The organism is Saccharothrix deserti, from assembly GCF_009769385.1.
In the GTDB taxonomy this organism is placed as follows: domain Bacteria; phylum Actinomycetota; class Actinomycetes; order Mycobacteriales; family Pseudonocardiaceae; genus Actinosynnema; species Actinosynnema deserti.
Genome location: NZ_VKAB01000033.1, coordinates 79,542 through 92,251 on the forward strand (window position 1 = coordinate 79,542; position 12,710 = coordinate 92,251).

18 protein-coding genes are annotated in these 12,710 nt (G+C 71.8%); 11 read left to right on the plus strand and 7 right to left on the minus strand.

The genetic code is table 11. The annotated features are described in order from the left end of the window. Positions 1-97: 97 nt before the first annotated feature. Positions 98-793 (minus strand): TetR/AcrR family transcriptional regulator, encoded by a 696-nt coding sequence (locus tag FM051_RS38365; protein ID WP_202919231.1) that lies wholly within the window; start codon positions 791-793, stop codon positions 98-100. A gap of 82 nt (positions 794-875) precedes the next feature. Between FM051_RS38365 and FM051_RS38370 the strand changes: the two genes are divergently transcribed. After that, entirely contained in the window at positions 876-2,258 is a 1,383-nt protein-coding gene (locus FM051_RS38370) for an MFS transporter (RefSeq protein ID WP_158852022.1), read from the plus strand. A 92-nt stretch (positions 2,259-2,350) separates the two neighbouring features. Here FM051_RS38370 and FM051_RS38375 read toward each other — a convergent pair whose 3' ends face one another. Then, the gene (locus tag FM051_RS38375; RefSeq protein WP_158852023.1) at positions 2,351-3,148 is read right to left on the minus strand and encodes an SDR family NAD(P)-dependent oxidoreductase; all 798 of its coding nucleotides are present in this window, start codon (positions 3,146-3,148) and stop codon (positions 2,351-2,353) included. Positions 3,149-3,196: 48 nt separating this feature from the next. Between FM051_RS38375 and FM051_RS38380 the strand changes: the two genes are divergently transcribed. Next, entirely contained in the window at positions 3,197-3,607 is a 411-nt protein-coding gene (locus FM051_RS38380; RefSeq protein WP_158852024.1) for a winged helix-turn-helix transcriptional regulator, read from the plus strand. On the opposite strand, the gene FM051_RS38385 is transcribed toward FM051_RS38380, so the two are convergent. Next, on the minus strand, positions 3,559-4,221 hold the full coding sequence (locus FM051_RS38385; protein ID WP_158852025.1) for a type 1 glutamine amidotransferase domain-containing protein: 663 nt from the start codon (positions 4,219-4,221) through the stop codon (positions 3,559-3,561). The genes FM051_RS38380 and FM051_RS38385 overlap by 49 nt on opposite strands. A gap of 132 nt (positions 4,222-4,353) precedes the next feature. Between FM051_RS38385 and FM051_RS38390 the strand changes: the two genes are divergently transcribed. Next, entirely contained in the window at positions 4,354-5,259 is a 906-nt protein-coding gene (locus FM051_RS38390; RefSeq protein ID WP_158852026.1) for a LysR family transcriptional regulator, read from the plus strand. Between the two features lie 60 nt (positions 5,260-5,319). Next, a complete protein-coding gene (locus FM051_RS38395) occupies positions 5,320-6,159 on the plus strand; it encodes an ADP-ribosylglycohydrolase family protein (RefSeq protein ID WP_158852027.1) in 840 nt (279 codons plus the stop codon). Here the strand turns inward: FM051_RS38395 and FM051_RS38400 are convergent. The 3 genes from FM051_RS38400 to FM051_RS38410 are packed head-to-tail and all read right to left on the minus strand — an operon-like array spanning position 6,141 to position 7,587. After that, on the minus strand, positions 6,141-7,016 hold the full coding sequence (locus tag FM051_RS38400) for an SRPBCC family protein (RefSeq protein ID WP_158852028.1): 876 nt from the start codon (positions 7,014-7,016) through the stop codon (positions 6,141-6,143). The genes FM051_RS38395 and FM051_RS38400 overlap by 19 nt on opposite strands. After that, positions 7,016-7,339 (minus strand): ArsR/SmtB family transcription factor, encoded by a 324-nt coding sequence (locus FM051_RS38405; RefSeq protein WP_158852029.1) that lies wholly within the window; start codon positions 7,337-7,339, stop codon positions 7,016-7,018. The genes FM051_RS38400 and FM051_RS38405 overlap by 1 nt, the downstream gene beginning before the upstream one ends. A 47-nt stretch (positions 7,340-7,386) precedes the next feature. Continuing rightward, complete coding sequence (locus FM051_RS38410; RefSeq protein ID WP_238412954.1) at positions 7,387-7,587, minus strand: hypothetical protein; 201 nt, start codon at positions 7,585-7,587, stop codon at positions 7,387-7,389. 212 nt (positions 7,588-7,799) lie between these two features. Here FM051_RS38410 and FM051_RS38415 point away from each other — a divergent pair, with 212 nt between their 5' ends. The 7 genes from FM051_RS38415 (at position 7,800) to FM051_RS38445 (ending at position 12,115) form a co-directional block, all read left to right on the plus strand. After that, positions 7,800-8,948 carry an aminotransferase-like domain-containing protein gene (locus FM051_RS38415; protein WP_158852030.1) on the plus strand — a complete coding sequence of 383 codons (1,149 nt, stop codon included), beginning with the start codon at positions 7,800-7,802 and terminating at the stop codon, positions 8,946-8,948. A 226-nt stretch (positions 8,949-9,174) separates the two neighbouring features. Further along, positions 9,175-9,435: a hypothetical protein gene (locus tag FM051_RS38420; RefSeq protein WP_158852031.1), complete on the plus strand. Its 261-nt coding sequence runs from the start codon at positions 9,175-9,177 to the stop codon at positions 9,433-9,435. Next, on the plus strand, positions 9,432-9,617 hold the full coding sequence (locus FM051_RS38425; protein WP_158852032.1) for a hypothetical protein: 186 nt from the start codon (positions 9,432-9,434) through the stop codon (positions 9,615-9,617). The genes FM051_RS38420 and FM051_RS38425 overlap by 4 nt, the downstream gene beginning before the upstream one ends. Beyond that, a complete protein-coding gene (locus FM051_RS52340) occupies positions 9,599-10,720 on the plus strand; it encodes a sensor histidine kinase (RefSeq protein WP_158852033.1) in 1,122 nt (373 codons plus the stop codon). The genes FM051_RS38425 and FM051_RS52340 overlap by 19 nt, the downstream gene beginning before the upstream one ends. A gap of 16 nt (positions 10,721-10,736) precedes the next feature. Then, entirely contained in the window at positions 10,737-10,892 is a 156-nt protein-coding gene (locus tag FM051_RS52345) for a LuxR C-terminal-related transcriptional regulator (RefSeq protein ID WP_238412955.1), read from the plus strand. Positions 10,893-11,039: 147 nt separating this feature from the next. After that, complete coding sequence (locus tag FM051_RS38440; protein ID WP_158852034.1) at positions 11,040-11,435, plus strand: hypothetical protein; 396 nt, start codon at positions 11,040-11,042, stop codon at positions 11,433-11,435. Positions 11,436-11,449: 14 nt separating this feature from the next. After that, positions 11,450-12,115, plus strand: coding sequence for a hypothetical protein (locus FM051_RS38445; protein ID WP_158852035.1), 666 nt, complete (start codon positions 11,450-11,452; stop codon positions 12,113-12,115). A gap of 78 nt (positions 12,116-12,193) precedes the next feature. Here FM051_RS38445 and FM051_RS50905 read toward each other — a convergent pair whose 3' ends face one another. Further along, positions 12,194-12,355 carry a hypothetical protein gene (locus FM051_RS50905; protein ID WP_202919233.1) on the minus strand — a complete coding sequence of 54 codons (162 nt, stop codon included), beginning with the start codon at positions 12,353-12,355 and terminating at the stop codon, positions 12,194-12,196. Positions 12,356-12,710 lie beyond the last annotated feature (355 nt).

Here is a 12,710-nt window from a genome sequence, read left to right on the forward strand (position 1 = left end):
CGGGCTGCACCCGACCGGGTTGGAGCGGATCGACGTGGCCGAGGCGGGCGACGTCGTGCACCTGCGGTTCCGCGTGCTCAGGTGACGCCGGGGGTGCTCAGAAGCCGAGTGAGGAGATGAGGTCGGCCATCTCGGCCGAGTAGACCTTGCCCGGCTCACGGGTCTGGGTGCGCAGGTGGCCGTAGACCTCCAGCGCCACCAGCCCGTGCATCCGGCCCCACACCCGCAACGACAGCACGACGGCCGCCGGGGGCAGGTCGGGGTGGTCGGCCCGCACGGTGTCCACCACGTGCGGGTCGAAGTCCGTCCACTCGTGGTCGCCGTGCGACTGCCGTTCCACCGCACGGGGCCACGCGGCGGCGACCAGCCCGACCAGGGCCGCGCACGCCCGCAGTTCCGCCTCCACACCCTCCTCCGGCGGCTGGTAGCCGGGCACCGGGTCGCCGTAGATGAGCCGGAAGCCCTCCGGGTTGGCCAGCGACCAGGTGCGGAAGTTCTCCGCCCAGGCCAGGATCCGGCCCGCCGCGTCGTCGGGCGGCAGGGCGTCGCGCGCCGCCTCCAGGCGTTCCACCAGGTCGCTGTAGACGTCGTTGATCAGCGTGGTGACCAGGTCGTCGCGGGTCGCGTAGTAGCCGTAGATGGCGTTGGCCGTCATGCCCATCTCGCGGGCGATGGCGCGCAGCGAGATCGCGTCCGGCCCGCCGGTGGCCATGAGCTTCAGCGCGATCGCCTTGATCTCGGCCGACGTTTCCGCCCGCAGCCGCGCCCGCCGGTTGGGCACCTGATCTCCCACGGTTGACACTCTACAGCGTTGCGGTACTGTCCGGCGTATCCAAACTATACGCCGTGCAGTAAAAATACGGAGTGAATCACGCATGGACACCACCGTGGCCCCCGCGCGCCCCCGTGCCGGCCTCGCGGTCGCCTTACTGGCGTTTGCCCAGTTCATCGTGGCCGTGGACTACAACATCGTGTACGTGGCGCTGCCCGACATCGGGCGTGCGCTCGGTTTTTCCAGCCAATCCCTGCAATGGGTCGTCAGCGCCTACGCGGTCGTGTTCGGCGGGTTCCTGCTCTGCGCGGGGCGGGTGGTCGACCGGCTCGGCGCGCGTCGGGCGTTCGTCGCCGGTCTCGTGGTGTTCGGGTTGGCGTGCCTGGTCGGCGGTTTGGCGACGTCGCCGGGTGTGCTGGTCGCCGCGCGGGCGGTGCAGGGCGTCGGCGGCGCGCTGCTGACGCCGGCGACGTTGGCGCTGATCAGCACGACGTTCGCGGAGGGGCCGGAGCGGACCCGGGCGTTGTCGGTGTGGGGTGCGGCTGGCAGCGGCGGGTTGGCCGCGGGCGCGCTGCTCGGCGGCGTGCTGACCGACGCTTTGGGCTGGGAGTGGACGCTGTTCGTGCTGGTGCCGCTCTCGCTGGGGGCCGCGGTGCTTGCGTTCGGGGTGTTGCCTGCCGACCGGGTGGGCGGTGTGCGGCAGAGCTTCGACGTGCCGGGCGCGGTGCTCGCCACGGCCGGGTCGGTGCTGCTGGTGTTCGGGTTGGTCAGCGGCCCGGAGGCGGGTTGGGTGCGGGGCGGGCTCGCGTTGGCGGGCGGGGTGGTGCTGCTCGGCGTGTTCGTGGCCGTGGAACGGCGCACGCGCGACCCGCTCGTGCCGTTGCGGTTGTTCCGCAACCGCGCGTTGGTCAGCGCGATCGGCGTGGTGCTGCTGTTCCAGAGTTCGCTGGGCGGGGCGTACTACCTGTTCACGACTTACCTGCAGGACCAACTGGGGTATCGGCCGCTGGCCGCCGGGTTGGCGTTCGTGCCGTTGACGTTGGTGTCGATGACCGCGTCGCTCAAGGGCACCGGCGCGGCGATCACGCGGTGGGGTGTGCGGATCACGTTGGTCGTCGGCATGGTCGTCAACGGTGTCGGCATCGGGCTGTTGGCCGCGGCGATGGCGTGGGACGGCGGGTTCTGGCTCCTGCTGCCGGGGCTGCTGGTCTGGGGTGTCGGCGGCGGGCTCACGTTCCCGGCGATGTTCGTGGCCGCCGCGTCCGGGGTGGCCGACGCCGAGCAGGGGGTGGCGTCGGCGTTGACCACCACGTCCCAGCAGGTCGGCGGCGCGATGGGGCTGGCGGTGCTGATCGCGTTGGCGGGCACCGGGTTCGGCGCGGCGGGCGCGCTGGCCGTCGGCGGGCTCGCGACCGTCGTCGGCGGTGCTCTCCTGGCGTTCAGGCGAGACCACCGATCAGCCGAAATTGTCAGACCCCGTCGGTAAAATCGAATTCAGGGATCCCCTGGGCGGGGACGGCTGCGAAGCATGTTCCTGGAGCATGTTCCTGAAGATGGCCCCTCGTCCGGCGTGCCTGCTCAGCTCACGTCCGTGGTGATGCCGTCCAGCACGGTGTAGAGCCGGGCGGCGGTGTCGCGGTCGAACTCGGGCCTGTCCAAGGCGATCGGGGTGCCCGCCCGTGACGCGGTGAGCGGCGCGGTGGGCGGGTCCGCCAGGAACCGGTGGACCTGTCCCGCCGCGCTGACCACCGACCTGGCGAACACCCGCGCCACCAGGTCCAGCGCCTTGCCGCGCAGCCCGCCGACCTGCGCGCCGAGTCCGCTGTCCACGAACATCGGGTTGTGCAGCACGTACCGGACCGCGCTGTCCGGGTGCCGGTCGGCGAACCCCGCGCCGAGCAGGTCGGCGGCCCGCGCTCCCTGGCTGACCGCACCGAACGCGCGGAACTTCCCGCTCAACGCCAGGTCGTCCCACTGGATGCCCGGCCCGCGCAGCCCGGCCACCCCGCACACGCTCACCACGACCGGCGCGGCGGACCGCTCCAGCACCGGCAGCAGCCGTTCCACCAGCAGGAACCGGCTCACCGCGAGCAGCGCGAACGTGTGCTCCAACCCCTCGGCGGTCACCACCCGCCGGGGCGTGAACCGGCCCGCGCCGAGCACGACGTGGTCGACCACGTCGAACCGCGACGCCACCTCGTCGGCCACCGCGTTCGTACCCGCCACCGTGCTCAGATCGCCCCGGATCAACTCCACCCCGTCCGGCGCCACGGCCGACCGGCCGACCACCGCCACCCGGTTCCCCTCGCGCGCCAGCCGCGCCGCCAAAGCCTTGCCGATGCCGTTCGTGCCACCGGTGATCACCACGTTCGCCATAACCTGAAGCCTGGAGCGCGCCGCGACGACACGGAAGAAGGCACATCGATGTCACTGTCACTGGTCCCGGTGCCGGTCACGACGGCCGACCGCGCCGCCTGCCCGGTGTCCGACCTGCTGGCCCGCGTCGGCGACAAGTGGAGCCTGCTGGTGCTGACCCTGGTCGCCGAACGCCCCTACGGCTTCAACGAACTCGACCGCTCGGTGCACGACCTGAGCCGCCGCATCCTCACCCGCACCCTGCGGAACCTGGAACGCGACGGCCTGATCAGCCGCGAAGTCCGGCCGGGCAAGGCCGCCGGCGTGGAGTACGCGGCGACCGGCCTGGGCCGCTCCCTGCTGGACCTCGTCGTCCCCTTGGGACGGTGGGTGCTGGAGCACGAGGAGACGATCGAGGCCGCGCGATCCCGTTACGACAAGGCTTCCAGCACCCGGCGCGCGGTGTCCACACTGGACTGAGGGTTCTGCCCGGTGACGAGGTTGCCGTCCACGACGACCGTGCTGGACCACGCCGGTCCGGTCTCCGGCGCCGCGCCCAGCTCGCGCAACCGCGTCTCCACGAAGTACGGCACGGCCAGGCCGCCCTGGCGTTCCTCCTCGTCGGTGAACACGGTCAGCCGCCGCCCGGCGAACGCGAACGCGCCGTCCTCGCGCACCGCGGACAGCAGCCCGGCCGGCCCGTGGCACAGCGCGCCGACGACCTTGCCCGCGTCGTCGAACGCCACCAGCAGCCGGCCGAGGTCCGCGTCGAACGCCAGGTCCGCCATCGGACCGTGCCCGCCGGGCAGCAGCACGCCGTCGTAGTCCGCGACGTCGACGTCCGCCAACCGCAGCGGCGCCGCCAGTTCGTCCTCGATGGACTCCAGGTACGCGCCGAACTCGTCGGTGAGGCTGACCGCGTCCACGGTCGGCCGCGCGCCGCCCGGCGTGGCGATGTCGACCCGCACGCCCGCGTCCCGCAGCACGCGCACCGATTCGACCACTTCCTCGGCCCAGAACCCGGTGGGGTGGCTCGACCCGTCGGCCAGCACCAGCTTGTCGGCCGCCGAAACGACCACCAGAACCCTGCTCATCTGCCTGAACCCTTTCGAGAGCTTTCATCGTGACTCAGCTGTGACTCGACTTCGACAACCGCCAGCCCATCACGTTTCATCCGGGTACGGTGGTTGGGGTCATCACGATTCTTATAGCTCCGGAGTTGCGCGGTGGCCGACCTCGATCTGCTGTCCACGTTCGTGGAGATCTACCGGGCCGGCTCGCTCACCGCCGCCGCCCAGCGCCGCGGCCTCACCCAGCCCGCCGTCAGCGGGCACCTCGCCCGGCTGGAACGGGAGCTCGGCGAGCCGCTGTTCGTGCGCTCCAGCCGTGGCGTCACGCCGACCGCGCGGGCCGACCAGCTGGCCCGCCGGGTCGGCGCGCACGTCGACGAGCTGCGGTCGGCGCTGAGCGAGGTCGACGACCGCCAGGCGTACGCGGGCACCGTGCACCTGGCCGGGGCGGTCGAGCTGCTGGCCGCACGGGTGCTGCCCGCGTTGGCGCCGTTGACCACGCGCGGGCTGCGGCTGCGGATCACGCTGGGCCTGGCCGACGACCTGCTCGCCGCGCTGGTCAACGCCCGGCTGGACCTGGTGGTGTCCTCGGTGCGGCCGACCGACCGGGCGGTGGTCGCCACGCCGTTCGTGGACGAGGAGTTCGTGCTGGTCGGCGCGCCGACGTCGGTGCGCACGATCGACCGTTCCCTGCTGGCGGAGGACCCGGTGCGGGCGTTGGCGCACCTGCCGCTGGTCGCGTACGCGGAGGAACTGCCGATCGTGCGGCGGTACTGGCGCAGCGAGTTCGGCCGCCGTCCGCCCAACCCGGTCGCGGTCGTCGTGCCGGACCTGCGGGCGGTGCTGGCGGCGGTGGTCGCGGGGGCGGGTGTGTCGGCGTTGCCGCGTTACCTGGCCGATCCGGCGCTGGCGGCCGGGTCGGTGGAGTTGGCGCACCAGGCGGCCGTGCCGCCGTTGAACACGCTGTTCCTGGCGACCAGGGTCGGCGGGTTGGCGAACCCGTCGGTGGCGTTGGTGCACAACCACCTGATGGCCCGCTCGCGTGACTGGAGCGTGCTGTGACGTCGGTGTCGGTGTCGATGTCGCCCGTTGTAGCCGTTGTAGCCGTTGTAGCGTGACGCCGTGCTCGTCGAACTGGCCATCGGGGACGCGTACGGCGCGGGCTTCGAGTACGCCGATCCCGCCTTCGTGACCAGGCACAACACCCTCGCCGGGTACGTCACGCACCCGACTCGCACCGGACTTCGGCCCGGTTGCTACACCGACGACACGCAGATGACGTTGGCGCTGGCGGAACTGCGGGCATCCGGTGCGCCGTGGACGCGTGAGGCGGTGGCGTCGGCGTTCGTGACCGCGTTCCACCGCGACCCGCGCGAGGGTTATGCGCGCGGGTTCCAGGCGTTCTTGGCGACCGTGCACACGGGTGCGGAGTTCCTGGCGCGCATTCGTCCGGACAGCGACAAGAGCGGCGCGGCGATGCGGGCCGCGCCGGCCGGTCTGCTGCCCACCGTTGCCGACGTGCTGCACCACACCGACGTGCAGGCCGAGGTCACCCACGACACACCGGACGGGGTGGCGTCGGCGCGTGCGGCGGCGCTGGCCGTGCACTACTGCCACCACGGGCTGGGGCCGGTGGCGTCGGTCGGCTCGTGGATCGCGGACCGGCTCGGTTCCGGGGTGTGGGCGCGGCCGTGGCGGGGCGAGGTCGGGTCGAAGGGCGTGATGAGCGTGCGGGCGGCGTTGACCGCGTTGTCCGGCGGCGGCTCGCTGAGCGCGGTGCTGCGGGCCTGCGTCGCCTTCACCGGTGACGTGGACACGGTCGCGACCGTCGCCCTGGCCGCCGCGTCACGGTCCGACGAGATCCGCGCCGACCTGCCCCCGGTGCTGGTGGACGGGTTGGAGAACGGGCCGTTCGGGCGCGACCACCTCGCCAGGCTGGACGCTCAGCTCCTCCTCTCGTAGTGCCGGACCAGTTCGGCGACCCGCTCCTCGGGCCACGGGCAGCGGATGTCGCCGAACGTCGCCGCGAAGAACAGCTCCAGGTGCGCGTGCCAGGCCGCAAGCGCTTGCGGTGCGAACGCCGGGTCGTCGACCGCGTGCGTCAGCTCGACCGTCGTGCCCTGCTCCGGGTCGTGCCGGAACTCCCAGCGCACCCGCCCGGTGGGTGAGTCGAACTCCAGCACGCGCGGCGGGGTGCGCTCGACCACCGGGCCGGCCGGCACGTGCGGGTTGGTGGCGCGGGTGGGCACCCGATCCTCTCCCTCGCCGTCCTCCTCGTCTTCGGTGAGCAGCGACCACACCTCGTCCAGCGGTCGCCAGACGAGGTCGCGGACGAACCGCACCACGCCGTCGTCCAGCCGGCCCTCGTCCAGCCCGAACTCCCGGATGTAGTGCTCCATCGGTCCGAGCACGTCCGTGCGCGGCTCGAACGGCCGGTCGGCGAGCCGGGCTTCGAGGCCCGCGAGGCAGGTGTCCCAGCCCGCCGCGTTGCGCCCGGCGCCGTGCTCGTCGCCGAGGACGTGCGTGAACACCAGCAGGCACCCGCGCTCGTGCGGCAGCAGCTCGAACCGCAGCACATCGGTGTTCCAGCGGAACGCGAACACCTTCGGCGGGTCGAACTCCAGCACCTCACCGGTGGTGACCTGGTCGGGGAAGGAGAACGTCATCGTCCGCCCGTCGATCTCCACCGCCGCCGGGAACCAGTGCGCCAACTCGCCCGGCTCCGTGATCGCCCGCCACACCTTGGCCGGTGGGTGCGCGAGCACCCGTTCGAACCTCAGCACGGGCTTGCCGTCGATCCGCCGCAACTCGGTGCTCATCAGTCCACCCCATCCATTCGGCCACTCCCGTCCAGTCGGCGTTCCAGTGCGTCGAGGCTGTCCTCCCACATCCGCCGGTAGGGCGCGAGCCAGGCGTCGACCTCGGCCAACGGCCCCGGCCGCAACCGGTAGAGCCGCCGCTGGGCGTCCCGCCGCACCTCCACCAACCCGGCCTCGCGCAGCACCTTCAGGTGCTTGGACACGGTCGGCTGGCTCACCGAGAGCCCGTCGACCAGGTCGTTGACCGGTCGCTCACCGTCCCGCAGCGCGTCCAGGATCTGCCGGCGGTGCGGGTCGGCGAGCACGGCGAATGTAGATGCCATGACGGCAATATAGCCAATACGGCATATGCACTGTCAACCGCTGCGCGTCAACCGGCACTGGCCGAACGCCGGCCCGCCGTTCGCCCACGTCGGCACCAGGCGCGCGGTCTCGCAACCGCTGTCCCCGAAGACAACGCGGTCGCGATGTCGGCCCGCCCGCGCAGCCACCACGCGAACGGCGGCATGGTCATCGTCGCGTCCTCGTGCAGCAGCGCCACCAACGTCTCCACGTCGTGCCGCTCGAACACCGCCGTGTACCGCGCCCCACGGCGTCCTCGGCCTCGAACGGCCCGCCGGGCATGCGGTAGCAGTAGCCGGTCAGCTCTGCACGATGCGCTTCCAGGTCCACCACCCCATGCTCACCCGGTAGGCTGAAACCCGGCGCCTCGACCCCAGTGCAGCCCACCTGATGCGTGGCACGACCGCGTGAACTGCCCACTCCACGATGTCGAGGAGCACCATGCCGCGCACGTTCTCCAGTTCGCCTGTCCGCGATCTGCTCGCCCTCACCGCCCGCCCCGAAGTGATCTCGTTCGCCGGCGGCCTGCCCGCGCCCGAGTTCTTCGACGTCGACGGCCTGCGCACGGCCTTCGACCAGGCGCTGTCCCGCCGATCCCTGCAGTACGCGCCCACCGAGGGCGACGTCGACCTGCGCGCCCTCGTCGCCGACCGGCTCACCCGGCGCGGCCTGCCCACCGGCGTCGACGACCTGCTCGTCACCACCGGCTCGCAGCAGGCGTTGACGCTGCTCGTGACCGCCCTGCTGGAACCGGGCGCGGTGGTCGCGGTCGAGGAGCCGACCTACCTCGCCGCGTTGCAGTGCTTCCGGCTCGCCGGCGCGCGGATCGTGCCCGTCGCGGGCGACGAGCACGGCATGGACCCGGCCGCGCTGGCCGACGTGATCACGCGGGAACGCCCGGAGCTGCTGTACCTCGTGCCGACGTTCGCCAACCCGACCGGCCGGACGCTGAGCCTCGAACGGCGGGCCGAGATCGCCGCGCTCGCCGACCGGCACGGCCTGTGGGTGGTCGAGGACGACCCGTACAGCGAGCTGCGCTACCGCGGTGAGCCGGTGCCCGCGCTGGCTTCGTTGAGCGAACGCGTGCTGTACGCGGGCAGTTTCTCCAAGGTCGGCGCGCCGGGCATGCGGCTGGGCTGGCTGCGCGCGCCCGCGTCGATCATGCGCACGCTGGTGATCGTGAAGCAGGCGGCGGACCTGCACACGTCCACCATCGACCAGGCCGCGGCGGCGGTGTACCTGAAGTCCCACGACCTGGACGAGCACGTCCGCGGGCTGTGCGCGGCCTACCGGGAGCGGCGGGACGCGATGATCGCGGCGCTGCCGTCGACCGTGCCGGACGGGACGCGGTGGAGCGACCCGGACGGCGGGATGTTCGTGTGGCTGACCCTGCCCAATGGGGTCGGGCACGGTGACGTCGACACTGCCGCGTTGGTGACGTCGGCGTTGGAGCGGGACGTGGCCTTCGTGCCGGGCGCGTCGTTCTACGCGACGACGCCGGACCGGTCGACCCTGCGGTTGTCGTTCACCACCAACACGACCGCCGAGATCGCCGAGGGCATGCGGAGGTTGGCGACGGTCCTGCGTTGACGGCGGTGCACGGTCGGGCCGTGTGTTCCGCACGGGTTTGCGGTGACACCGCGAGGGTGGGAGTTGTGCGCCGCCGGCCGCAACGTGGTTCCCATGAAACGTTCTTCGATCCTCTCCCTCGCGGTGTCGACCGCGTTGGGCGTCGCGATCGATCGTCGCCGATGGCGACGGCGAATGGACCGGCTTCGGCACGTGGGGCCTGGTCGCGTGTGCGCTGGCGTACCTGGTGATCGGGCTGGCGCGGGGCGAGCTGCGCCGTACCCGGGTGGCGTGGGCGCAGCTCGGCGGCGTGGTGGCGTTCGGTGCTCTCGCGTCGGTCGCACTGCTCGTCGACCCCGACGTCGGCCGGTACGTCGTCGCGACCGGCTGGCTCGCGCACGCCGCGTGGGACCTCGTGCACTTCCGCGCACGGCTGGTCGTGCCGACCTGGTACGCGCTCGGGTGCGTCGTGGTCGACACGTTCGTGGGGGTGTCGCCGGCACGGTGAGGCACTTCGTGGAGATGCTGGTGGCGATGGTGGTCGAGATGGGCGCGGCGATGTACGTGCCGTTCCTGGTGCTGCTCGGGCCGTTCTGGGCGGAGTGGGTGTCGGCGTCGACCTTGCTCGTGGCCGGGCACCTGCTGATGCTGCCGTGCATGGTCCTGGTGATGTGGCGGCACCGCGCATGATGTGGCGGGGCAAGATGTGGCGGGGCAGGATGCGGCGGGGCAGGATGCGGCGGGCTCGGGTGCTCACGCTGGTGTCGTTGGGCATGGCGTGGTCCACCAGTTCGGTCGGGCCGGGGATCGGCTTGTTCCTGGAACCCCGGCTGACCCGGGTGGTGCTGGGGCTGGTCGGCGCGGTGCTGTTCAGCGCGGCGCACGCCGGCGTGCTGTACGCGGCGGTGACACCGGTCTCGCGGACGCCGTTCAACGTGGTTTTCGCGGTGGCGTCGGTGTTGTCGGTGCCGTTGCTGGCGCCGGTCGCGGCAGGGCGGTGGGACACGTGGGCTTGGGTCGGCGCGTCGCTCGTCGGGACGGCTCCGGTGCTGGTCCGGCGGTGGTGGGTGATGGCTCCGGTCGTGGTGGCGGTGGCCGTGGTGCTGTCGCCGGAACCCTTGCGGGCGTTGGTGATCTCCGGTGGCATCGGCGTCGGGTTGGCGCTGGTGCACGTGCTGCCGGTGTGGTTGTGGGACCTGGTGGTGCAGGCGCAGCAGGGACGTGAGGCGCGGGCGCGGCTGGCGGTGATCGAGGAGCGGCTGCGGTTCGCGCGGGACGTGCACGACCTGTTGGGGCACCGGTTGACCGTGATCGCGTTGAAGGCGGAGTTGGCTTCGCGGCTGGCGGCCGTGGACGCCTCGCGGGCCGGTGCGGAGGCGGACGAGGTGCGGGTGCTGGCCGCGGCGGCGTTGGCGGACATGCGGGAGGCCGTGCACGGGTACCGGACCGTGGAGCTGGGTGAGCAGGCTTCGGCGATCGAACAGGTGTTGACCTCGTCCGGGGTGCGGTGCACGGTGTCGGTGCCGCGGGAGTTGCCGGCCGCGGCGCGTGAGTTGTCGTGGGCGTTGCGGGAGGCGGGGACGAACGTGCTGCGGCACAGCCGGGCGCGGTGGCAAACCGCCCCACCTCCAGCGCGCGTTGACGACCGGGGCGAAGGGGTTCCTGCCCAAGGGGTCGCCTGGCGGCACGCTGGCCGACGTGATCCGGCGGGTGCACGGTGGTGCGCGGTACGTCGACCCGGCGTTGGCGGCCGACGCGCTGACCACGCCGCCGTGCCCGTTGACGCCGCGTGAGCTGGAGGTTCTGCGGTTGGCGGAGTACGACACGCCGGTGGCGGTGATCGCGCGGAAGACGCACCTGTCCGCCGGGACGGTGCGCAACCACCTGTCGGCGGCGGTGGCGAAACTCGGTGCGACGAGCCGTTCGGAGGCGTACCTGACCGCGCACGACAACGGCTGGCTCTGAGCCCCGGAACGGGCCGGACCGGGCCGGTCCGGGGACCCGATCACCGGGGTCCCGGCAGGTAGCGGAAGTTTCCGGCGGCCCGGGGCTTGGCCCGGCCGTCCGGCGTCCCTACTTTTCCAGGTATCTCATTTGGGAAAAGAGGGGCATATGACCGACCACGCGCTGCCGATCCCGTCGCCGCCACCACCTCCGCCGCCGAAGGCCGGGCCGCGAGCCGCGGTCGTCGTGCTGGGCGCGCTCGTCCTGGTGCTGGTGGGCGCGTCCGCGTTGGCGATCGTGCTGTTCGTCGGTGCTCGTGACGAGCACGGGCTGGAGGTCCAGCGCCTGGACCAGACGAACCGGTCGCTGACCGAGGCCGAGGGGCGGCTGGAGGAGACCGAGACGTCCATCGACACCGTGGCGGGCCGGATCTCCACGCTGGAGGCGCAGAACGCCGAGCTGCACAAGTGCGCCGACCCGGCCAAGGAGTCGATCAACGCCGCCAAGGGCGACGACGACGCGGTCCTGCGGTCCGCCGTCGGGCGCGCCTCGGACAACTGCTGAGCTGGGGAGCCGACATGACCACGCCCGAACCCGACCAGCAGCCCTCCGTCACCACGACGCACACCTCCGCGCCGCCGCTGTCCGAGCAGCCGACCGCGGTGCACTCCACGCCGCCGCTCGCCGAGCAGCCCACCGTGGTCCACACCGCCACGCCGGCCGCCGCCGTGCCGCAGACCCCGGTGGCCCACCAGGAACCGCCACCCCTGATCCCAGCGCAACCGTCGCCGTCGGACTTCATGCAGCAGGCCTACCCGCCGGCCATGGCGCAGTCCGTCCCGACCCCGCCGAACGGGATGCAGCCGCAGCACCCGCAGATGCCCCAGCCGGTCGCCCGCCCCAGCCGGGCGCCGATCATCGCCCTGACCACGCTGGCCGCCGTGTTCGCCATCGTCGCAGGCCTCTTCACCGTCCTCTACGTCGGCGAGACCTCCGACCGCGACCAGGTCGCCGCCACCCGCGCCGACAAGGAAGGCGCCCTCTCCGACCTGACCGAGAAGCAGGACGAAGCCGACAACACCCTGGAAACCAACCGCTCCCGAGAGTCCACCCTGACCTCCGAGCACGACCTGCTCACCCAGTGCGTGGACGCCGCCAAGGCCTACTTCGACCTCCCACCCGAGCAGAGCCCGGAATCCTCACGCCTGTTCCGCATCATGTACGACGTCTGCCCTCAGATCTGACTGAGCAGCACTTTTAGTGTTGTGGATCTTGCCAGGCCGTCTGTAGGCCGTCTCCCGTCGAAACGAGGGGTCGGGTCTTCACGACGCGGTGTCGTCCTTTGTGGATGGACGCGGCTTGAAGACCCGATCGACGGCGAGGCGTGCCCGCTTGTGGCTCGACGGGACGAGGTGCGTGTAGATCTTGATGGTGTAGCCGGGGTCGTGGTGGCCGAGGTATTCGGCCACCTCCTTGATCGACACACCCTGTGCGAGCCAGTTGGAGGCGCAGAAGTGCGCATCCCGTGCATCCCGTCCCGTCGACCACGGTGGACCAGTCCAGCACGCTGGTAGGCCCTCATCCAGACCTCTGCCGTGAAGTCCCGCCCGTGCCAGGCCTGCTGTCGTTCGTTGGGACGGCCGTAGCGCCACCGGTCCTTGTCCTTGAAGTTGACCAGGAGTTCAGCGGTGACGGGTTTGCCGTTGGGGTCCAGCCAGGGCAACGTCACCTCCACCGACTCGAACTGTTCCCGGTAGTCGTCAATAGCCTGGAGCACACCACGGGAGACCGGAGTCGAGCCGATCCAGCGAATCTGTCGGACGACGTTGAGGTCCATGT

Coding starts and splice junctions, on each gene's coding strand:
- FM051_RS38405 (WP_158852029.1), bottom strand. CDS start 7,339: ATGGCATCTACATTCGCCGTGCTCGCCGACCCGCACCGCCGGCAGATC.
- FM051_RS38380 (WP_158852024.1), top strand. CDS start 3,197: ATGTCACTGTCACTGGTCCCGGTGCCGGTCACGACGGCCGACCGCGCC.
- FM051_RS38385 (WP_158852025.1), bottom strand. CDS start 4,221: ATGAGCAGGGTTCTGGTGGTCGTTTCGGCGGCCGACAAGCTGGTGCTG.
- FM051_RS38440 (WP_158852034.1), top strand. CDS start 11,040: ATGACCGACCACGCGCTGCCGATCCCGTCGCCGCCACCACCTCCGCCG.
- FM051_RS38370 (WP_158852022.1), top strand. CDS start 876: ATGGACACCACCGTGGCCCCCGCGCGCCCCCGTGCCGGCCTCGCGGTC.
- FM051_RS38375 (WP_158852023.1), bottom strand. CDS start 3,148: ATGGCGAACGTGGTGATCACCGGTGGCACGAACGGCATCGGCAAGGCT.
- FM051_RS38445 (WP_158852035.1), top strand. CDS start 11,450: ATGACCACGCCCGAACCCGACCAGCAGCCCTCCGTCACCACGACGCAC.
- FM051_RS38415 (WP_158852030.1), top strand. CDS start 7,800: ATGCCGCGCACGTTCTCCAGTTCGCCTGTCCGCGATCTGCTCGCCCTC.
- FM051_RS38400 (WP_158852028.1), bottom strand. CDS start 7,016: ATGAGCACCGAGTTGCGGCGGATCGACGGCAAGCCCGTGCTGAGGTTC.